The sequence below is a fragment of the Thalassomonas sp. M1454 genome, assembly GCF_007097525.1.
Lineage (GTDB): Bacteria > Pseudomonadota > Gammaproteobacteria > Enterobacterales > Alteromonadaceae > Thalassotalea_A.
In genome coordinates this window covers 185,809-207,087 of record NZ_VKDD01000003.1, presented here as the reverse complement: position 1 = coordinate 207,087, position 21,279 = coordinate 185,809, and the positions used below count along the sequence as shown (strand labels likewise).

At 37.8% G+C, this 21,279-nt stretch carries 21 protein-coding genes and 3 tRNA genes; 18 read left to right on the top strand and 6 right to left on the bottom strand.

Translation table 11 applies throughout. The features are described from left to right. Position 1 precedes the first annotated feature (1 nt). The 14 genes from FNN08_RS09275 to FNN08_RS09210 all read left to right on the top strand — a co-directional run bounded on the left by FNN08_RS09275 (position 2) and on the right by FNN08_RS09210 (position 11,487). Entirely contained in the window at positions 2-490 is a 489-nt protein-coding gene (locus FNN08_RS09275) for a thermonuclease family protein (protein ID WP_143585041.1), read from the top strand. Positions 491-531: 41 nt separating this feature from the next. Beyond that, on the top strand, positions 532-1,428 hold the full coding sequence (locus tag FNN08_RS09270) for an FAD:protein FMN transferase (RefSeq protein ID WP_143585039.1): 897 nt from the start codon (positions 532-534) through the stop codon (positions 1,426-1,428). Positions 1,429-1,515: 87 nt separating this feature from the next. Further along, positions 1,516-1,956, top strand: coding sequence for a regulatory protein RecX (locus FNN08_RS09265; protein ID WP_143585037.1), 441 nt, complete (start codon positions 1,516-1,518; stop codon positions 1,954-1,956). A 23-nt stretch (positions 1,957-1,979) separates the two neighbouring features. Next, a complete protein-coding gene (gene alaS / locus FNN08_RS09260; RefSeq protein WP_143585271.1) occupies positions 1,980-4,601 on the top strand; it encodes an alanine--tRNA ligase in 2,622 nt (873 codons plus the stop codon). A 16-nt stretch (positions 4,602-4,617) separates the two neighbouring features. Continuing rightward, complete coding sequence (locus FNN08_RS09255; protein ID WP_143585035.1) at positions 4,618-5,832, top strand: aspartate kinase; 1,215 nt, start codon at positions 4,618-4,620, stop codon at positions 5,830-5,832. A gap of 182 nt (positions 5,833-6,014) precedes the next feature. Further along, positions 6,015-6,212, top strand: a complete 198-nt coding sequence (csrA, locus tag FNN08_RS09250) for a carbon storage regulator CsrA (protein ID WP_143585033.1) — start codon at positions 6,015-6,017, stop codon at positions 6,210-6,212. A gap of 136 nt (positions 6,213-6,348) precedes the next feature. Beyond that, positions 6,349-6,440 (top strand) — tRNA-Ser (locus FNN08_RS09245). Positions 6,441-6,487: 47 nt separating this feature from the next. Continuing rightward, positions 6,488-6,564, top strand: a tRNA-Arg gene (locus FNN08_RS09240). 130 nt (positions 6,565-6,694) lie between these two features. Beyond that, a tRNA-Arg gene (locus tag FNN08_RS09235) sits at positions 6,695-6,771 on the top strand. 209 nt (positions 6,772-6,980) lie between these two features. Next, positions 6,981-7,631: a LiaF domain-containing protein gene (locus tag FNN08_RS09230; RefSeq protein ID WP_143585031.1), complete on the top strand. Its 651-nt coding sequence runs from the start codon at positions 6,981-6,983 to the stop codon at positions 7,629-7,631. A 199-nt stretch (positions 7,632-7,830) separates the two neighbouring features. After that, the gene (locus FNN08_RS09225; protein ID WP_143585030.1) at positions 7,831-8,091 is read left to right on the top strand and encodes an OadG family protein; all 261 of its coding nucleotides are present in this window, start codon (positions 7,831-7,833) and stop codon (positions 8,089-8,091) included. A gap of 9 nt (positions 8,092-8,100) precedes the next feature. Then, complete coding sequence (oadA, locus tag FNN08_RS09220) at positions 8,101-9,885, top strand: sodium-extruding oxaloacetate decarboxylase subunit alpha (RefSeq protein ID WP_143585028.1); 1,785 nt, start codon at positions 8,101-8,103, stop codon at positions 9,883-9,885. Positions 9,886-9,897: 12 nt separating this feature from the next. Continuing rightward, entirely contained in the window at positions 9,898-11,028 is a 1,131-nt protein-coding gene (locus tag FNN08_RS09215; protein WP_143585025.1) for a sodium ion-translocating decarboxylase subunit beta, read from the top strand. A 105-nt stretch (positions 11,029-11,133) separates the two neighbouring features. Next, positions 11,134-11,487 (top strand): VOC family protein, encoded by a 354-nt coding sequence (locus tag FNN08_RS09210; protein ID WP_143585023.1) that lies wholly within the window; start codon positions 11,134-11,136, stop codon positions 11,485-11,487. Between the two features lie 60 nt (positions 11,488-11,547). On the opposite strand, the gene FNN08_RS09205 is transcribed toward FNN08_RS09210, so the two are convergent. From FNN08_RS09205 to FNN08_RS09180, 6 genes are all read right to left on the bottom strand, one after another. Continuing rightward, positions 11,548-12,942, bottom strand: coding sequence for a DEAD/DEAH box helicase (locus FNN08_RS09205; protein WP_143585021.1), 1,395 nt, complete (start codon positions 12,940-12,942; stop codon positions 11,548-11,550). Positions 12,943-13,507: 565 nt separating this feature from the next. Further along, positions 13,508-15,061 (bottom strand): AmpG family muropeptide MFS transporter, encoded by a 1,554-nt coding sequence (locus tag FNN08_RS09200; protein WP_185962611.1) that lies wholly within the window; start codon positions 15,059-15,061, stop codon positions 13,508-13,510. 438 nt (positions 15,062-15,499) lie between these two features. Next, positions 15,500-15,766 carry a hypothetical protein gene (locus tag FNN08_RS09195; protein WP_260679304.1) on the bottom strand — a complete coding sequence of 89 codons (267 nt, stop codon included), beginning with the start codon at positions 15,764-15,766 and terminating at the stop codon, positions 15,500-15,502. 180 nt (positions 15,767-15,946) lie between these two features. Further along, positions 15,947-16,564: a peptidylprolyl isomerase gene (locus FNN08_RS09190; RefSeq protein ID WP_143585017.1), complete on the bottom strand. Its 618-nt coding sequence runs from the start codon at positions 16,562-16,564 to the stop codon at positions 15,947-15,949. A 2-nt stretch (positions 16,565-16,566) separates the two neighbouring features. Continuing rightward, positions 16,567-17,130, bottom strand: coding sequence for a YajG family lipoprotein (locus tag FNN08_RS09185; protein WP_185962610.1), 564 nt, complete (start codon positions 17,128-17,130; stop codon positions 16,567-16,569). Positions 17,131-17,144: 14 nt separating this feature from the next. Further along, positions 17,145-18,296, bottom strand: coding sequence for a methyltransferase (locus FNN08_RS09180; RefSeq protein WP_143585013.1), 1,152 nt, complete (start codon positions 18,294-18,296; stop codon positions 17,145-17,147). 92 nt (positions 18,297-18,388) lie between these two features. Here FNN08_RS09180 and FNN08_RS09175 point away from each other — a divergent pair, with 92 nt between their 5' ends. From FNN08_RS09175 to FNN08_RS09160, 4 genes are read left to right on the top strand one after another with little or no spacing between them, the layout of a single operon-like run. Further along, a complete protein-coding gene (locus FNN08_RS09175) occupies positions 18,389-18,994 on the top strand; it encodes an alpha-ketoglutarate-dependent dioxygenase AlkB family protein (RefSeq protein WP_143585011.1) in 606 nt (201 codons plus the stop codon). Further along, positions 18,991-19,305, top strand: a complete 315-nt coding sequence (locus tag FNN08_RS09170) for a BolA family protein (RefSeq protein ID WP_143585009.1) — start codon at positions 18,991-18,993, stop codon at positions 19,303-19,305. The genes FNN08_RS09175 and FNN08_RS09170 overlap by 4 nt, the downstream gene beginning before the upstream one ends. Positions 19,306-19,361: 56 nt before the next feature. Then, positions 19,362-19,889, top strand: coding sequence for a TRAP transporter small permease subunit (locus FNN08_RS09165; RefSeq protein ID WP_143585007.1), 528 nt, complete (start codon positions 19,362-19,364; stop codon positions 19,887-19,889). Beyond that, the gene (locus FNN08_RS09160) at positions 19,889-21,256 is read left to right on the top strand and encodes a TRAP transporter large permease subunit (RefSeq protein ID WP_143585005.1); all 1,368 of its coding nucleotides are present in this window, start codon (positions 19,889-19,891) and stop codon (positions 21,254-21,256) included. Before FNN08_RS09165 ends, FNN08_RS09160 begins: the two co-directional genes overlap by 1 nt. The last annotated feature ends 23 nt before the right edge of the window (positions 21,257-21,279 follow it).

Here is a 21,279-nt window from a genome sequence, read left to right as displayed (position 1 = left end):
AATGAAGAAATACTCTATCCTAGCGGCGTTAATCATTTTGGTGGTAATTATTATTAATTATGACCAAGAGACAACTCCTGTAGTGCAATATAAAGTCGTTAAGGTGCTCGATGGTGACTCAGTGATGATTGCTGATAAAGACAGTCATCGAGTGGTTGAACTTGCTTATATTGATACCCCCGAGCTTGACCAACAATTTGGCATTGAAGCTAAGAAATGGTTGTTAGAGCAAATTACAGGCAACAATTCATTCGTTGAAATAAGAGCGGTTGCAAATAGTACTAAAGTTGTTTTGCTAGCTGATGGCGTTAACCTTAATCGAACTTTAGTTGTTTTAGGTTATGCTTGGCTTGATAGTGAAACAAAGCAACTACCGCAAACGTATCTACAAGATTTTAAACGAGTTCAAGATAATAAAATAATGCTTTGGTCTTTACCTGAGTATCAACGTATTCCTCCTTGGATCTGGCGGGAAGATTCTTTACTATAGATATTACTTAATATCGAATAATTAAAGCTTACCCTGCATTTATGGATTTAATCAGTAAAACCTATCAGTTTAAAGGTATGGGCTCACCTTGTGAGTTTCGCTTGATAGGGCCAACAGAAGCCTTAATTGATGAAGCCTTTGAATTAGGTAAAAGTGAAGTCGCTCGTTTAGAACAAAAATACTCTCGCTATCAAACAACAAGTTTTCTCAGTCAAATCAATCAACAAGCAGGTAAACAAGCAATTGACTTAGATAGTGAATCGCAGGCTTTATTTTCTTATGCCAAGCAAGCTTATGATTTAAGTGATGGCTTATTCGATGTTACCTCCGGTGTCATGCGTAACGTTTGGGATATGAACTCATCAGCAAAACCTGATACTAGCAAAATCGATTATTGGCTAAATTATGTCGGCTTTGAAAAAATCGATTTTAGTCAAAATTGCATCTATGTGCCGGAACCAAACATGCAGATAGATCTTGGCGGTATTGTAAAAGAGTACGCCGCTGATAGCATTGCCAATATATTATCTAAGTTTTCTTCACTCTCTGGTTTAATTAACTTAGGTGGTGATATTGCCATAGTAAGCAATCAACAAAAGCCGAAAGTGTGGCAAGTAGGGATTACCGATCCAAACAATGCTCAGCAAGCAATCGCTAATATTCCATTGATCTCGGGAGGTGTTGCTACGAGCGGCGATTATGAGCGCTATATTATTATCGATAATAAGCGTTATTCTCATGTGATAAGCCCTAAAACAGGTTACCCAGTATCTGGTTTGCTTAGTGTCAGTGTATGGCAATCTAATTGTATTTTAGCTGGTACTTTGGCCACGATTGCCATGTTAAAAGAGCAACAAGGTTGTGATTGGTTAAAGCAATTAGATATCCCTTATTTTGCGGTAAAAGATGATTTAAGTGTCGTGACTCACCAAATATAACGTTATCTTTCATTGCTTAAGATTTTCTGGGGTGTAAATTTAAAACAATACAGGTAGAATACCAACTCTCTAAAATAGGACCCGAATATGTATAATAAGGATGTAAAAAAAGCGGCGTATTCTTTATTATCTAGGCGAGAGCACTCAGCAAAAGAGTTAAAAGAAAAGCTGGTTTTAAGAGAGTATCAAGTTGCAGATATCGAACCTGTTTTATCGGCCTTAGCTGAGCAAGACATTCAAAGTGATTTACGTTTTGGAGAAAGCTTGCTTCGCACTCGACTAACGAAAGGCTATGGTTGGAGTTATATTTGTGCAGAATTAAAGCAAAAAGGTTTAGCAAGTGATATTATTGCACAAGTAGAGCAAACACAATCAATTGATTGGTTTGAACAGGCTAAAAATGCCTATCAAAAACGCTTTCCAGATCCTAAAATTTACGATCAAAAAGATAAAGCGAAACGAATAAGATTTTTACAATACCGCGGGTTTGACTTTGAGCAAATATCCGCGGCATTAAATTTAGATTAAAGAGATAACTTTAGATGACCAAGATGATCAAATCGACTGCTGAAATAAGACAAGCATTTTTAGATTACTTTAAAGCGCAACAACATCAAGTGGTACCTAGTAGCTCACTTGTTCCTGGTAATGACGCAACATTGCTTTTTACCAATGCCGGTATGGTGCCTTTTAAAGATGTTTTCTTAGGTGCAGAGCAACGCAGTTATACCCGAGCAACGTCTTCACAACGATGTGTGCGTGCTGGTGGTAAACATAATGATTTAGAAAATGTTGGTTATACAGCTCGTCACCATACTTTCTTTGAAATGTTAGGTAACTTTAGTTTTGGTGATTACTTTAAAGAAGATGCAATTACTTACGCTTGGACTTTCTTAACTGAAGTATTGATGTTACCGAAAGAAAAGTTATTAGTAACTGTTTATGAAACCGATAACGAAGCTTTTGATTTTTGGGCAAACAACATTGGCGTTCCAGTAGAAAAGATTATTCGTATTGGTGATAAAGCGCCTGATAAAAAATACGACTCAGATAACTTCTGGTCTATGGGTGATACCGGACCATGTGGTCCATGTTCTGAAATCTTTTACGATCACGGTGAAGAAATTTGGGGTGGTCCTCCAGGTTCTCCTGAAGAAGATGGCGACCGTTTCATTGAAATTTGGAATTTAGTATTTATGCAATTTAACCGTCAAGCCGACGGTACTATGCTTAATTTACCAAAACCATCTGTTGATACAGGTATGGGCTTAGAGCGTATCTCGGCCATCATGCAAGATGTACACAGCAACTACGAAATTGATATTTTCCAAGGCCTTATTAAAGCTGCTGCACAATTAGTAGGTTGTACTGATTTAGAACATAAATCATTGCGCGTTATTGCCGACCATATTCGCTCTTGTAGCTTTATGATTGCTGATGGTGTGATGCCATCAAATGTTGGTCGTGGTTTTGTACTGCGTCGTATTATTCGCCGCGCTGTACGCCATGGTAATAAACTTGCAGCAAAAGGTCATTTTTTCCATAAATTAGTTGCCGCTTTAGTTGAACAAATGGGTGCAGCTTACCCTGAACTAGTAAATCAACAAGCAGTTATTGAAAAGATTTTACGTATTGAAGAAGAGCAGTTCGGTTTAACACTTGATCGTGGTTTAGCATTATTAAATGAAACGTTAAGTACGCTTGAAGGTAATGTTATTCCGGGTGAAGCGGTATTTAAATTATATGATACTTATGGTTTCCCTGCTGATTTAACGGCTGACATTGCACGCGAAAATAACTTAACCATTGACCAAGATGGTTTCGATTCAGAAATGCAAGCACAGCGTCAACGTGCGCAAAAAGCGAGTAAGTTTGGTACTGATTATAACGAACAATTAAAGTCAGCTAAAAGCACGCAATTTAAGGGCTACACTAACCACAACCTGTCATCGACTATTATCGAGCTATTTGACGAAGCAGGCTCTGTTTCAGTATTAAAAGCTGGCGAAAAAGGTGTTGTTGTTCTTGATAACACGCCATTTTATGCTGAATCTGGTGGTCAAGTTGGCGATAGCGGAGTCATTACTAGCGATGAAGGTGAGTTTGTTGTAACGGACACAGTAAAGCTAGGTAACGCATTCGCTCACCATGGTTTTGCTAAGGCTGATATGCAATTAAATGGCCGTGTTCATGCCGAAATTGACGTTGCACGTCGTGCAAATATTATTAAAAACCATTCAGCAACGCATTTATTACATGCCGCACTTCGAGAAGTGTTAGGCGAGCATGTTACGCAAAAAGGTTCTTTATGTGATGCTGATAAGTTACGTTTCGATTTTTCTCACTTTGAAGGTGTAAAAGCATCTGAATTACGAATTGTTGAGCAAATGGTTAATGAAAAAATTCGCGCTAATTATCAACGTGAAACTGCTCTAATGAATATCGATGAAGCCAAAGCAAAAGGTGCTATGGCATTGTTTGGTGAAAAATACGATGAAGAAGTTCGTGTTGTAACATTAGGTGAGTTTTCAACCGAATTATGTGGTGGTGTTCATGTTGAACGTACTGGTGATATTGGCTTATTGAAAATCACTTCTGAAGCAGGTATCGCCGCAGGTACTCGTCGAATTGAAGCGGTAACAGGTGAAGGCGCTCTTAGCTTTATTGATGAGCAAGCAGACAAACTTGTTTCAATTGCTGGCTTAGTTAAGTCAGACACTGCAAATACACTAAGTAAAGTTGAGCAATTAATATCTCGCTCGAAACAACTTGAAAAAGAAATCACTCAGCTTAAACAAAAACTAGCATCGCAAGCAGGCGCTGATTTAGTCAATCAAGCGGTAGAAGTTAATGGTATTAAAGCATTAATTGCTAACGTTGAAGGCACAGATCCTAAAGCACTTCGTGATATGGTTGATGATCTGAAAAATAAACTGGGCTCAGGTATTGTAATGCTTGGTTTAGCTAACGGTCCTAAGGTAAGTTTAATTGCCGGTGTAACAAGAGATTTAATCGGTAAAGTAAAAGCTGGCGAATTAGTTAGTATGGTTGCCCAACAAGTTGGTGGTAAAGGCGGTGGTCGTCCAGATATGGCACAAGCTGGTGGCACCCAACCTGAAAACATTGATGCTGCCTTGGCAAGTGTTCAACCTTGGTTAGCAGAAAAACTTTAAGAGTTACTGTTAGCTAATGGCTATTATCGTGCAAAAGTTTGGGGGAACCTCTGTTGGTTCCCTTGAGCGTATTGAAGCGGTTGCCGAACAAATAATCCAAACTAAAAACCGGGGCCATCAAGTGGTCGCGGTTTTATCAGCAATGAGCGGTGAAACTAACCGCTTACTTGATTTAGCTCATCAAATTGATGCTAAACCTTCTCCCCGTGAACTTGACATGCTACTTGCTAGTGGTGAACAAGTATCTATCTCTTTATTGGCTATAGCACTGATCAAACGAGGTTATTCTGCGGTTTCATTATTGGCCAATCAGATAGGCCTAAGAACTAATAATCGCTTTAATAAAGCACGTATTAAGTACATCGACAACACTCGCATGTTAACTGAGTTACAGCAGGGGCACGTAGTTATTGTAGCTGGGTTTCAGGGCTGTGATGATGAAGGTAATATCACCACTCTTGGACGAGGAGGATCTGATACCTCAGCTGTTGCTATTGCAGCATCTTTACAAGCAAAAGAGTGCCAAATTTTTACTGATGTCGATGGTGTTTATACCACAGATCCTAGAATTGAAGCTCAAGCTAAAAAGCTAGAACAAGTCAGTTTTGACGAGATGCTAGAAATGGCAAGTTCGGGGGCTAAAGTCTTACATAGCCGCTCCGTTGAGTTCGCAGGGGCTCATCAAATGCCATTGCGAGTGCTATCAAGCTTTAATTCTGGAACTGGTACTAAGATCACTTTCAACGAAGCTAACCTAACAAATAACCCCGTTACAGCCATTGCTTCACAAAAAGATGAAGCAATGTTTACTTTGCTTGGTATTAAAGACTTTAAATTATTACATAAAGAATTGTTTTTGGCTCTGGCTGAGGCAGATATTGAAGTTGATATGCTACAGCAGTCGGTTGTTAACCACTCATCAAATGATCTTAGCTTTACTTTGCATCGTAATGATTACTCAAGTGCAAGTGAAATTATTTCTCAGCTTATACGTTCTAATTTAATAGAAGATTATATTGGTGACAGCGAGTTAGTAAAGCTATCTCTTATTGGCCGAGGCATTCGTGCTAATACTTCAATAAATAGGCTGTTATTTGATTGCTTGCATGAAAATAACGTTGAATTATTTTTAATGTCGAGCAGCGAAATAAAAATTTCATTTCTAGTAAAACCACATGTTCATGACTCATTGGTTAAAGCTTTACATAAAAAATTTAAACTTGAACAGTAAAAATAACACTTTGTAACAGCTTTTATTTAAAAGTTTGCTATATTTTTTATAGTGTTATGTTAACTATCAGATAATTGGTTATTTTTGGGTGTAAGTTTGATAACATAATCGCGCAATATTAATTTCTAGGATGTAAGTTAGTATTGCGTAAATTTGATTTCTATATAAAGGGGAGCATTAGGATGCTTATATTAACACGTAGAGTTGGTGAAACTCTTATGGTAGGTGACGAAGTAACTGTTACCGTATTAGGGGTAAAAGGGAACCAAGTTCGAATTGGTGTAAATGCACCAAAAGAAGTTTCTGTGCATCGTGAAGAAATTTACATGCGTATACAAGCAGAAAAGGGTACCGATGAAGATACAGCAGGTAATCAATAACTGTTGTTAAGTTAAAGTAAACTTCGGCTATTTTTGGAGTGAAAAACGACCATCTTGTTTGAAATACCAACAAACAGATAAAAAGTCGAAAAAAGTGTTTGACTTATTTTTCGAATCCATTAATATGCACGCCATTGGTGAGGTGGCCGAGAGGCTGAAGGCGCTCCCCTGCTAAGGGAGTATAGGCTTTATACCCTATCGAGGGTTCGAATCCCTCCCTCACCGCCATTCTTTATTTGCTTGAATGGCGTAAACGAAGTTTACAATATGATTGCGGACGCGTAGCTCAGCTGGATAGAGTACCTGGCTACGAACCAGGCGGTCGCAGGTTCGACTCCTGCCGCGTCCGCCACTTCTTTTGAGGTGGTAAGCAATTTGTGCTAACAATGCTGATATGATTAAATCATTTAGTGCTTGTTACTACTTTACTCAGAGTAGTTAAATAATTGAGGGTGAGGTTATCACCTTAAGGATAACAATGCGGACGCGTAGCTCAGCTGGATAGAGTACCTGGCTACGAACCAGGCGGTCGCAGGTTCGACTCCTGCCGCGTCCGCCACATTAGAGAAAGCCCAACCGAAAGGTTGGGCTTTTTTTTTGAAAATTTCTTCCGACATCTTAATAGTAAATATTGTTATAATTTAGTTAATTTAACCAGTTTTATTATTTATGGTTTTTGCAACCTACTGAAAAGTATGGTGATATTTTATGGTGTGAATATTGCTTAAGTACAGTGTTTGTAAATTTAGCCAATTTAAGGGGTATTACGTGGAAGTTAAACTTGAAGACCGACCTATTGAGCAGGTAAGGGAAGAAACCATAGATCAATTGATTTATAACTACAGCCATTTAGTTATATCTGCAGAGGCTTTTGAGCATAGGCTCGATCAAGCGATGCAAAGTGATAACCCTCATGAAATCGTTGCCTTAGTTGCAGACTTACCCTTAAATACAGATAAACATTATCAGAGCGAAAAAGAATCAAAATTTACACCTAACTATAGCCATAATGTTAGCGATGATGACGTTAAGCTAAGAAGCATTCTTGGTAGCAATGAACGCAGTGGTCAATGGCTGGTGCCAAAAGAAATTAATGTTTTAGATGTTATGGGTTCAACAACACTAGATTTTACCGACGCAATATTTCAGCATCAAAATGTCGTGGTAAATGTTATGTGTGTTATGGGATCAGAAGATATTTTTGTCCCTGAAAACGTGAATGTTGTCACTAAAATGTATAGTGTGATGAGTTCTGTTGAAAACAAGTCACCCTCTCTTGCTAATAGACAGGCACCAACAATCACTATTCGAGGTAAAGTGATTATGGGGGCGATGAATATTGAAGTTAAGCGTACAACAAAAGAAAAATTAATCGGCTTTGCAAATAGCTTAAAATCTCTATTCGGAGATGGTAGTTAACTAACTAAAATCATAAAAATGCATAGTTGTCACGACTAATCCTGCATTTTGTCACTTTTAGTGAATATTTATTCTAAATAACATCAAATAAGTCTGTTTTCTCTATTGACATAATTTATTTACATAAATTATGTCAAATTTTGTTGATTAAATAAATTCGAGTGATTATTCTATTTCTTTTAACTTAAAGAGTTAGGCTATGGAAAATTTAAGCTCGGTCTTCGCTGAAGCGGGGATCTTAATGATTGTTGGTATGGGGTTCGTTTTTGCCTTTTTGAGTATTTTAATTGTAGCAATTAATATACTTGCGAAACTTTCGATTAAATTCCCGGACCCTGTTCCGCAAGTAAGACGACCTAAGACGGTTGCCAATGTTGACTCTGGCGCTGTGTCGCCAAGTGTTGTAGCCGCAATCAGTACTGCTGTCGCGCAGTACCGTAAAAACAAAATAAAAAATTAGGAGTTGAATATGACAAGCCCACTAGGAATTACTGAAGTCGTATTAAGAGATGGTCACCAATCACTATTAGCAACTCGTTTGCGTTTAGAAGATATGCTACCTATTGCCAAGACATTAGATGAAATAGGCTATTGGTCAATAGAGTCTTGGGGAGGAGCTACATTCGACTCTTGTATCCGCTACTTAGGTGAAGATCCATGGGAGCGTATTCGCGCCCTTAAGAAAGCAATGCCAAACACTAAACAGCAAATGCTGTTTCGCGGCCAAAATATTTTAGGTTACCGTCATTATGCCGATGATCTTGTTGAAAAGTTTGTTGAGCGTGCGCATGTAAATGGCGTAGATGTATTTAGAATCTTTGATGCAATGAATGATACTCGCAATCTTGAAACTGCTATTAAAGCAGCAGTTAAAGTAGGAGCGCATGCACAAGGTACTCTTTCATACACAGAAAGCCCAGTTCATACCTTAGAGACATGGTTGACCATGGCTAAGAAATTAGAGGATATGGGGGCACACTCTTTATGTATTAAAGACATGTCTGGTTTACTTAAACCATACGATGCACAAGAGTTAATTGCTCAACTTAAACAAACCGTTGATTTACCAATAGCTCTTCACTGTCATGCTACAACAGGTTTAAGTATGGCAACTCACATGAAAGCAATTGATGCCGGTGTTGATGTTATTGATACTTCTATTTCGTCAATGAGTATGACATACGGTCACTCACCAACAGAATCTATTGTTTCTATTGTTGAAGGCCAAGAACGTGACTCTGGTTTAGATTTAGTCAAACTTGCCGAAGTAGCAGCTTACTTTAGAGGTGTTCGTGAAAAATATGCCAAATTTGAAGGCAGCTTAAAAGGCGTAGATTCTCGTATTTTATTAGCGCAAGTTCCTGGTGGCATGCTAACCAATATGGAAGGCCAATTAAAAGAGCAAGGTGCTGCAGATAAGTTTGATGAAGTACTTAAAGAGATCCCTCGTGTTCGTAAAGAATTAGGTTATATTCCTTTAGTAACGCCAACATCGCAAATTGTAGGCACGCAATCGGTACTTAACGTACTAACTGGCGAACGCTATAAGTCTATTACTAAAGAGACGGCTGGTGTACTTAAAGGTGAATACGGTGTTACTCCTGCTGATGTTGATGCAGACTTACAAGCTAAAGTACTTGCTGGCTCCGAAGCTATCACTTGTCGCCCCGCTGATTTACTTGAGCCAGAAGTTGAGAAATTAACTAAAGAATTAGGTGAACTAGCTGCAGAGAAAAACATCACTCTTGCTGATGAAGTGATTGATGATGTATTAACTTATGCGTTGTTCCCGCAAATCGGTTTAAAATTCTTAGAGAATCGTAATAACCCAGATGCATTTGAACCTATGCCAAGTAAAGATGATGTAGCGCCTGCTGCACCTAAAGCTGAACAAGCGGCAGATGCTCCAGAGAGTTACTCTGTAAGCGTTGATGGTAAGGTCTATGATGTTGTAGTTGCTCAAGGTGGAAAAATTGAAAATATAGCTGTTGCTAGTAATAAAGGCCCTGCAGCGTCAGCTCCAGCAGCTCCTGCTGCAAGTGGTGGTGCGCCATTAAATGCTCCATTAGCCGGTAATATATTCAAAGTCCTTGTTCATGAAGGTGATACTGTTGCAGCTGGTGATGTTGTGATCATCATGGAAGCGATGAAAATGGAAACCGAAATCCGTGCTACTGAGTCAGGCTCTGTCAGCTCAATATTAGTTAAAGAAGGTGATGCAGTCGCAGTTGGCGATGTGTTACTAACTCTTTAAAAGGATAAGTAAATGGAATCATTAGAGATCCTTTGGGCATCAACTGGCCTCGCAAATTTTGAAGTAGGGCAGATTGTAATGATGCTTGTTGGCTTAGGTTTATTATACCTAGCCATCGCTCGTGGTTTTGAACCATTGCTTTTATTACCTATAGGTTTTGGTGCAATCTTAACGAATATCCCAGTAGCTGGTTTTTCAGAAGTGGGTGGCCTCTTACATTATATTTATTATGCGGGTATCGATACTGGTATTTTTCCATTATTAATATTTATGGGTGTAGGTGCGATGACCGACTTCGGTGCACTAATAGCAAATCCTAGAATGTTGTTATTAGGCGCGGCTGCTCAGTTTGGTATATTTGCCACATTATTTGGCGCTATTGCCTTAAATGCTATTCCAGGTTTTGATTTTAGCTTACAAGATGCATCTGCCATTGCCATTATCGGTGGTGCTGATGGTCCTACTGCTATTTTCTTAGCTTCTAAATTAGCACCAGATTTATTAGGTGCGATTGCAGTCGCAGCATATTCATACATGGCATTGGTACCGATTATTCAACCGCCAATTATGAAAGCGTTAACTAACGAGGCTGAGCGTAAAATTGAAATGAAGCAATTACGCCACGTAACTAAGATAGAAAAGATGGTTTTCCCTCTTGCTGTTTTATTAATGGCTATTTTCTTCTTACCTGCGGCTTCTCCTCTTGTAGGCATGTTCTGTTTAGGTAACTTAATGCGTGAGTGTGGTGTAGTTGACCGTTTAAGTAATACTGCGCAAAATGAACTGATTAATATTGTGACCATTTTCTTAGGCCTAGGTGTTGGCTCAAAGTTAAGCTCTGAAGCATTCTTGAATGTTGAAACATTAGGTATTTTAGGTTTAGGTGCTGTGGCATTCTCAATTGGTACTGGTGCGGGTGTATTAATGGCTAAATTATTAGGTAAGTTCTCTAAAGACCCTATTAACCCGTTAGTTGGCGCAGCAGGTGTTTCTGCCGTACCTATGGCTGCACGTGTAGTAAATAAAGTTGGATTAGAGTCTAACCCACATAACTTCTTACTAATGCATGCAATGGGCCCTAACGTTGCTGGTGTACTTGGTTCAGCTGTTGCTGCAGGTGTTTTGCTTGCACTTGTTGGTTAATAATCATTTAAGCTAAACTAATTTTAAAAACCAGAGCTTGCTCTGGTTTTTTTATAACTAAAATAAGGGTAAGGTAATAAGCATAGGTACTCTTAGGGAATGAAAATGTCACAACATGAAAAAATAAACTACTTAGAATTTCCTGCTAAAGATATGCAAGCTGCGAAAACGTTTTACAGTAAAGTATTTGCTTGGCAGTTAGTTGACTATGGACCTGATTATTGTTCTTTTAGCGATGGCACTATTAATGGCGGGTTTTATAAAGCAGATGTAAATAGTAGCTATGAGCAGGGCAGTATACTGATAGTTTTTTACTCTAATCATTTAGAAGAAACAGCGGCAAAAGTGCTGAATAACCAAGGCAAAATAGTAAAGCCTATATTTGAATTTCCTGGTGGACGTCGTTTTCATTTTACCGACCCAAGCGGTAACGAGCTAGCTGTCTGGTCGGATAAATAAAACAATTTATTGTGGTCATAAAAAAACGCTCATGATGAGCGTTTTTACTTTTATAGGTGCTTAGCGAGGACGTCTATTACCTGATGGTTTGTTGCCACCACTGCCAGCTGGCTTAGGCCCTCTAGCTGGTCGCCTGTTACCTGAAGGTTTACCACTAGTATTTTTAGCGTAAGGGTTAGTATTACTAGGACGCCTTCTTTTACTTGCTGGTTTATGGCCAGAAGCATTTTCACCGCTACGTTGCCCATCTTTGTGTTCAATCTTTGGCTTTTTCGGTTTACTGGCTTTAAAAGGGCGCACGTCTTTAGAAACAGGTACTGGGTTAGCCGCTTCGAAACCCTCTTCTTGTTTACGCTCAATCAGCTTTTGCGTTAGGCGTTCAATAGCAACCAAGAGTTTAAATTCATCTGCACAAACTAATGATATTGCATGGCCTGTGGCGCCTGCACGGCCGGTACGGCCAATACGATGCACATAATCTTCTGCTACATGTGGTAACTCAAAGTTAACTACTTGTGGTAGTTGGTCTATATCAATACCACGAGCGGCAATATCTGTTGCCACTAAAGCTCTTATTGAGCCGGCTTTAAATTCAGCTAATGCTTTAGTTCGAGCACCTTGACTTTTATTACCATGAATCGCCATAGCTTTAATGCCATCGGCTTCTAAATGCTTGGTTAAGCGGTTTGCGCCATGCTTAGTTTTACAAAATACTAAAACTTGTTGCCAATTATTGTGGCCAATTAAATAAGAAAGTAGTCGTGGTTTTTTGTTTTTATCTGTTGTGTAAACGACTTGCTCAACTGTAGGTGCTGTTGCATTGCGTGGGGTTACTGAGATCTCAACGGGATCATTAACTAAACCTTTAGCAAGTGCGCGAATGTCGTCTGAGAAAGTTGCCGAAAATAATAAGTTTTGACGTTTTTTTGGTAGTAACGCCAAGATTTTTTTTATGTCACGGATAAAACCCATATCAAGCATTCTATCGGCTTCATCTAATACCAATATTTCAACTTGGTTAAATTTAACGGCATTTTGGTTAAATAAATCTAATAAGCGACCCGGTGTTGCAACTAGAATATCTACCCCACGGCGTAGCTGTTGCATCTGTGGGTTTATTTTGACGCCGCCATAAACAATATATGAGCTTAGATCTAAGTTCTTACCGTATGCAGCTACGTTTTCACCTACTTGGGCGGCAAGCTCGCGAGTAGGCGTTAATACTAAAGCGCGAATACTGTTAGAGCGTACTCGTTCACCTTTGCTAAGCTTTTCTAAAATAGGTAGGGTAAAACCAGCGGTTTTTCCTGTACCTGTTTGAGCTGCGGCCATAACATCTTTACCTGCAAGTACAGCTGGGATTGCTTGTGCTTGAATTGGAGATGGTGTGTCGTAACCTTGCTCTGCAACAGCAGATAAAATTTTAGTGGATAAACCTAGGGAGTCAAAGCTCATAGAAAAGTCTCATTAATCAAATGGGTGTGCTTATACCAAGTTAAGTAATCAAATTGGTATTTCAGGGCAAAGGTGCCGGCGGCGCATAGTACAGTATAGTAGCTTTACATACAAATCATTGATTAAATTTTCAACTCTACACCACAGAGAAAAGTGCTGTGCTTGCTTATTTATTAGGGGGAGATCAGCTTTGAGGCCTTACTCACTAGTGATATAAATCATTAAACTAAAGAATCCAATGATGATACCGTTAAAAGCAAAAATATAAGCAAAACCTTTTAAGCCTTGTTTTGCTGTGTAATTGTGTTTTTTTAAATACCAAGTCCAAATCAAACACATAATGATTGGTACAATGAAAAACAATCGCAGTAACATTTAATAAGCCTTTCTTTTTATTTATTTTTATTTAATAACATATTTAATTATTCTAGCTGATGTTATTGATATTTTCTCGGGTTATTTTTCAATCCAAAGAGCCACTTTAAATAGTAATAACATAACTAGCTTCGAAAATATTTTATCCTCTACTTGTTAGGTATAAAAGCTTAGCTTGCTTATAATCAATTTATAAAGAGCGCAATTTAAGTTTTTTATTTGCTAGATAAACTAATCCTAGTATTGGTATACCAATAGATGAAGCAATTATAAAAAATGGTACGTATCCCAAACTATCAACTATGCTCCCTGAATACCCCGCAAGTGCTTTAGGTATTAAAGTCATTAAGGATGAAAATATTGCATACTGCATCGCCGTAAATTGAACGTTAATTAGGCTTGATAGAAATGCGACAAATGCAGCACTAGATATTCCTGCAACTAAGTTATCCATGGCAACAACTGAATATAAAACCGGTAAGCTATGGCCAGAATATACTAAGGTAATAAACAATAAGTTGGTGAGTACAACGAGTAAAGCACCTAAAAATAAAACACGCATAACACCTAAGCGCATGGCTAGTACACCACCAACAAAGCCACCGAAAAGTGTCATCAGTAAACCAAATAACTTAACCGCATCGGCTATTTCCGTTTTACTAAAGCCCATATCTTGATAAAAAACATTAGATATAACACCTAATACGATGTCACTAATTCGGTATAAGCCAATTAAAGCTAGCAATAGTAAAGCAGTGGATTTGCCATAATCATCAAAAAATTGTTTTACCGGAGAAACATAGCTGTGGGTGATTAGTTCATTGCTGACTAATCTACTTTTAATGATGAACTTAGCTGTAATCACTGCGAGCACGATTGCTATAATAAGCCTGAGAGACTCGATTAAAAAGCCAGATAAATTTTTACTGTGCAGTATTTCGGTAAAATTATTTTTAGCTAAGCTACTGATATCTGATGTTAATACAAACCAAGAAACGAATACACATACGGAAATAGTAAACGTCAACAATAACCCCATGTACTCTTTAGGATGATATGAAAACTCTTTTTTACGCTGGATAGGCTCGGTAATTAACAGTGTCCCAATGATGCCAACTAACATAAAAAGTGACATCAAGTGGTAAGTGTTTTTCCAAGCTAAGTATTGGTAATTTTCAGTTGTAGTGCCGAAATAACTCGCTAAGTATAATGCGCCTGCCCCTGATGCAATCATCCCTATGCGATAACCAGCAATATAACTAGAGCTAGCAATTGCCTGCATATCAGCGGTTATAGATTCTATTCGGTAGGCGTCAATAGATATATCTTGTGTTGCCGAGCTAAATCCTAATAAAACAGCCCCTAGCGCCATATAAACTAATTGGCTTTCTATCGCGGGGTTTGTCATGGCCATTATAGTTATAGCCAATACAATCGAAAGTTGTGACACCAATAACCAAGAGCGACGTAAGCCTAATAATCGCGTGAGTATAGGAATAGGTAAACAGTCGACGAGCGGAGCCCATACAAATTTAAATGAATATCCTAGTGCAGCCCAACTAAAGTAAGTAACCGCAGACTTTTCAATTCCTGCTTCACCTAGCCATAGAGATAATGATGAAAATATTAATAATAAAGGCAGGCCTGCTGAAAAACCTAATAGCAGCATATACAAGACATCTTTTTTCATTAATGCGTTGAGGCTTTCTTTCCAACTATGTTGAGTATCTATTTTATTTAACATGGGCTCTCTTAAATAGGCTGGCTAAATTAAATTAGGCAGCGATTCTAACCTTTAAAGTTAATTGCATCAGGACTCAAAGAGAAATGGATGACATTGAGGATAAACTTAAGTAGTAACAATTATATTATGGCTAGGCTATCAAAATAAAGGTAGTAATACCAAGTTCATTAATTATCTGCTCATTTTTAATGGTTAAAATGAATAACTACCGCGTTATAAAAATTTATAAGTAGAATAACTACTTATTAAATTTTATGCCTTGCCTACATGGAAGTAGGTACTTAGGTTATGTTTGGAACGTATAACCTGTGTATTTATCCCTTTTTCCACATTAAAAAGTAGAACACATAATAAATAAAATGGGTATAAAAGAAGATATTTCAGGATGGTTAAGGAGGTTTATTAAATAATTTTTATTCGAAGTGAAAATTGCATTAATTAAGCTACAGGTCTCCAACCGACGCAATGGATTGGGTAATTACCTGTACCTTTAAGAAAGTCTAAGCAAACCTCAATCTCACTAATTAACGATACGTCACTGTCTAAATTTGCTAAAGAGCCTAATTTTAATTCATGAATTAAATGCCAGAAAACCCGCTCTTGAGCGCTACTTGGCATTTCATCAGTTACATTTAATTGGGCCCACTCCTCGAAGCAGTCCCAAATAAATATATCCACTTCTGTTGGATGCACTGACTTTTTCATGAGAGCCGTTAATATGTACATCAACTGTGAAATTTTATCATTGATAAAATTTTCGATATGCAAATCATCCTCACTAGAGTTTAACTATCATTTTGTTTGATATTCATTACAAAGGTTAGATGAGCAATGTAAAAAAAGCGAAATAAATTCGCTTAATTTTATCATGTAAGAGTGGCTAGATTAATCTTCTACTGGAATGGGATGAACATAATCGTCAGGCATTAAGGTTGCCTTAATTAAAATGATTGGCTCAACAGGAACGTCTGGCCAGCTTACTTCTTCATTGAAATCGGTTTCAACTGCAGACATTTTCTCAAGTACATCTTCACCAAAAGTTATACTGCCAAATACGGTATAACCCCAGTCTCTGCCTGGATCTAAATTGGTATTGTCACCTGCATTGAAATAAAATTGACGAGTAGAACTGTGCGGGTCTCGCTCTCTTGCCATGGCTATGGTGGCAAATTCATTTTTCAAACCATTACCCGATTCATTGAAAATCGGCTCACCAACTTTCCGCGGTATATAGTCAGCATCATAGCCGCCGCCTTGCACAATAAAATCAGCAATTACACGATGAAAAACTGTATTGTTATATTCAGCTGAGATCACATAGTGTAAAAAATTATTCACGGCGATAGGAGCCTTTACTCGATCAAGCTCAACGATTATTACGCCCATCGAGGTTTCCATCTTTACTTGTGGGTAGAGATTGTTGGGGTCAATAATCTTCTGCTTTGCAAAAGCATTGGCGCTGAGCAAAAGCAGAGTTAAGAATAATGCATTTATCGCTTTCATTTTCAGCCTTTAATAAAATTCTGCAACTGTTCGTCTTCTAAAACTTGCACAATTATTTTGGCAAGTTGGGTGTTAAAGTCTTGCTGGATCTCTTCAATATCAGCAGTTAGTGGGCCACGGCTAGTTGCACGTAAGGTGAATGTTTTTGATAGCGTCTGTTTTGGATTTTCCACATTCACTTTTAATTTTATGATGGTATTAGCGCGATAATCAAAAACGTCTTGATTAATATATGTTCGCGCGCGCTCGACATTAAATTGTAAGGCAACAGGTGCATCTTTTTTAAATTGTAGCCCTTGCGAGGCTAACTCTTTTCTAAACTGAGTATTTAACACGCTTTTTAAAGGAGCTGTACTCTTGATTAGTTTTGACTCTTCATTATTTGTTAAGACTTCAACTAAATGAACACTATTTCGTTTGTCTGCTACGGCAATAGTCGCAGCCTGACTTTGATATACTTTACTTTGATTATTTACAACTTGCGGCTGTAATTTGATTGCTGTTGGCTCATTGGCACAGGCCGTGATTAGAAAAATTGAGCAAATGAAAAAAACTTTATTAAACATTTTATATAGCATGGTTACTTCTTAGCTGAGAGAACGACAAATTTTTTGTTACTGGCAATAGTTTTACAGTTGCCAAATAAACGTTGCAACTTGATATGATAAGCAAGTTGCTGATTACCTATTATCCTTAATTCACCACCAGTTTTCAAAGTTTTATAACTTTGTTTAAACATTTGCCAAGCAATATGGTCAGTGACAGCTTGTTGTTGGTGAAATGGAGGATTACATAGGATTAGATCTAAACTGTTTTCGGCAACGTCAGTTAGACAGTCATTTACATGAAAATGGCATTGTTGTAGCTGCTCGGGTAGGTTCGTTTCTACGTTCTGTTTAGTTGATGCGATAGCCATATAAGATTCATCATAGAAATGAATTTCTAGGCTTGGATTTTTTGCCAACATGGTTAGGCCTATAACGCCATTACCACAGCCTAAATCTGCAACACGTCTATTTTTAGCTACATCAGGTAATTGCTCTAATAAATATCGACCACCTATATCTAAACTATCTCTAGAGAATACATTGGCTTTATTAGCAATAGTTAGATCAGCAATGCCATATTTTTTACCGTCGAGTTGCCACACTTTCTCCATTGATAGATCGCGCTTTTTCTGCGCATCAACATTTGCAAAAATTAGGCGTGCTTTTTTTACCGCTAAAGATGTTTTCGTTTCACCTAAATGCTTTTCAAAAAGCTTTAAGGTTGAGGTATGAATATCCTTTGCTCTAGCTGCAGCAATAACGACACTATCTTTGTGAGCGATCTTTTGTATTTGTTGTAATTGATACTCAAGGTAGGCATTACTTTTAGGTAGTTTTAAAATAATTAAATCCACGGCCCCATTGATCTCACTAACACTATCAAGGTAGGTTAGATTTTCTTGTGGAATAAAGTTATTTTGAAAATTTTCTTTAATTCCTTGCTCTGAAATATAAGAATCGCTGATGAGTTGCACATTATATTCATACAGGTTAACTGCAATCGCGCCAAAACTGTCATTAAATACCGCTATGCTAGGGTCTGTTTTTAACAGCTCATGTTCATTGATGTAGTTAATAATGTATTCGTCACTTGCATCCCAAGCCTGTAGACTGCGATTTACTTGGGCAAAAGGAAATCTATCGAGTTCAATAGGACGTTCATTGTGAATAAATGGACTTTGCATAGAATATAAAATATCAAAAAAGAGAGTATGTATGCGCGACATTGTCGCAAAAATGGACTGTTTTTACCATTGCTAAAACGATTTTTACATTTATGAAATTATCTCAAAAACTAAGCGCGGAGTATTTTTGCTCGGGTGACTTAATTTATATTGCTAACTTTTATCAAGCTGCTCAGTCTGAGCAGTTATGCCAAGCATTAGAGGTTGAGTTAGTTTGGCGTCAGGAAACAATCCGCTTATTTGGTAAGTCGGTATTAATACCTAGAGTACAAGCTTGGTATGGTGATAAAGATGCGCATTATCAATACTCTGGCTTATCTTTGACGCCGCTACCTTGGACTGCCACCTTAATGCAAATTAAAACTGATGTAGAACAGCAAATATCAACGACGTTTAACTCAGTTTTAGCTAATCTATATAGAAATGGCCAAGATTCTATGGGCTGGCACAGTGATAATGAAAAACAGTTAGGTGAACAACCAATCATAGCATCGGTGTCATTAGGCCAAGAGCGGAAATTCTCAATAAAGCATAAAAGCAGTGGTGAAAAAATAGATTTAATTTTACAATCAGGTAGTTTGCTTATTATGCATGGCAATTTGCAACAGGATTGGCAACACAGTATCCCTAAGACTAAAAAAATAATAGACAAGCGAATTAACTTAACGTTTCGAACCATTACAGGAATTTCCCCATGACCATAGCCGCAGTGATCACCCAAAAATTAACCGATGAATTTACTCCTTTACATCTTGAAGTAATTAATGAAAGTTATAAGCATAATGTCCCAGAAGGCAGTGAATCACACTTTAAGGTAACCATAGTAAGTGAAAAGTTTACAGGCCAACGTTTAATTGGTCGTCATCGTCAAGTTAATGCGGTTTTAGCTGAAGAATTAGAACACCATATCCACGCGCTAGCAATGCACACGTATACGCCAGAGCAGTGGCAGACAATGACTGAGCAACAAGTACCACAATCACCTAATTGTATGGGTGGAGGTAAATAGTCTACAAATTGCTATAAGTTAACTAACAAAAATAATAATAAAACTAAGAGGGAACAATGCTCAACCAAACGTTAGCACGAGTCGTTGCTATTATTGATACACTTACTGAATATTTAGGTAAAATAATTTCATGGTTTACCTTAGTATTGGTTTGCCTTACTTTTGCAGTAGTGTTACTTCGTTATGGGTTTGAAATAGGCTCCGTTGCCCTGCAAGAGTCTGTTCTATATTTTCATGCTGCGGTTATTTTACTTGGCGCTGGCTATACTCTTAAACATGACGACCATGTGCGTGTTGATATCTTCTATCAAAACTTTTCAGATAAAAGCAAAGCACTAGTTAATCTTATAGGTGCAGTCTTGCTACTATTACCAGTTTGTATCTTTATTTTTTATGTAAGCATCGATTACGTTTTATTGTCTTGGCAAATTCTAGAAAAATCTCAAGAGCCAGGAGGACTTCCTTTAGTATTCATCAACAAATCATTAGTGCTTGCCTTAGTGGGGACTTTAGTTTTACAAGGCATTGCCGAAATAGCTCGAAATTTGCTGGTATGTTTGCCGGCTAAGAAAGGAGTTAACTAATGGAATACCTTTCTTTATTGATGTTTATTTGTATTTGCGTGGTGTTATTGTTCGGTTATCCGGTTGCTTTAACATTAGCAGGAACGTCATTACTTTTTGCAGGCATAGCAACTTTTTTTGGCGCTTTTGAACCAACATTTATGAGTACGCTGCCGAGTCGAATATATGGCATTGTGAATAATCAAACCTTACTTGCGGTGCCATTATTTGTGTTTATGGGCAATGTTCTTGAGAAAGCTAAAATAGCTGAGAACTTACTTGTGTCGATGGCACAGTTATTTGGTCAGTTTCGAGGTGGCTTAGCTATTTCAGTGACTATCGTTGGTATGTTGTTAGCCGCAAGTACCGGTATTGTTGGCGCAACAGTTGTTACTATGGGCTTATTGTCTTTACCGACAATGTTAAAAAACGGATACGATAGAGCATTTTCGTCAGGCCTTATTTGTGCAACTGGTACGCTTGGGCAAATTATTCCACCTTCGATCGCCTTAGTACTTTTAGGTGATGTTCTTTCAAATTCATATCAACGTGCACAGCTTGATATGGGTAACTTCAGCCCAGAAACCATTAGCGTTGGAGACCTATTTGCTGGCGCGGTGATCCCTGGCTTAATGTTAGTTGCTTTCTACATTATCTATTGCATTGTTATTACCTTTATTAAACCAGAAAAAGTAGCCAATAAAGACGAAGTAGAAACTAGCTTTCAATTATCGGTATTTATTCAGGCCTTATTACCACCGGTTATTTTAGTCAGTTTAGTACTTGGTTCTATATTACTTGGCTTTGCTACACCAACCGAAGCTGCTGGAGTAGGGGCCTTTGGCGCTTTAGTTCTTGCTAAATTAAATGGTCAATTGAACTTAGACAATTTACGTGCGGTTATGACCAGCACTACTAAAGTGACCTCAATGGTTTTTCTTATACTCATTGGTGCAAGCATATTCTCTTTGGTATTTAGAGGGCTTGGCGGTGAAGAATTAATTAAGCATTTCTTTATTGAATTACCAGGTGGGGTAATTACGGCAACGCTTATAGTTATGTTGGTAATATTCTTACTTGGCTTTATTTTAGATTTTATTGAAATTACCTTTGTTGTGGTGCCTATTGTAGCTCCTATATTATTTATTATGGGCGTTGACCCACTATGGCTTGGTATTATGATAGCGATTAATTTACAAACATCTTTCTTAACCCCACCATTTGGTTTTGCCCTATTTTACTTGCGTGGTGTGGCCGATAAAATTATTAAAACTAGTGAGATTTATAAGGGTGTTATGCCATTTATCGCATTACAATTACTATTAATGGTGGTTTTATCTATTTGGCCTGAGCTGGTAACATGGCTACCTGATAAAATTTATGGTTAAATAACTACCTAATAAAAATAATA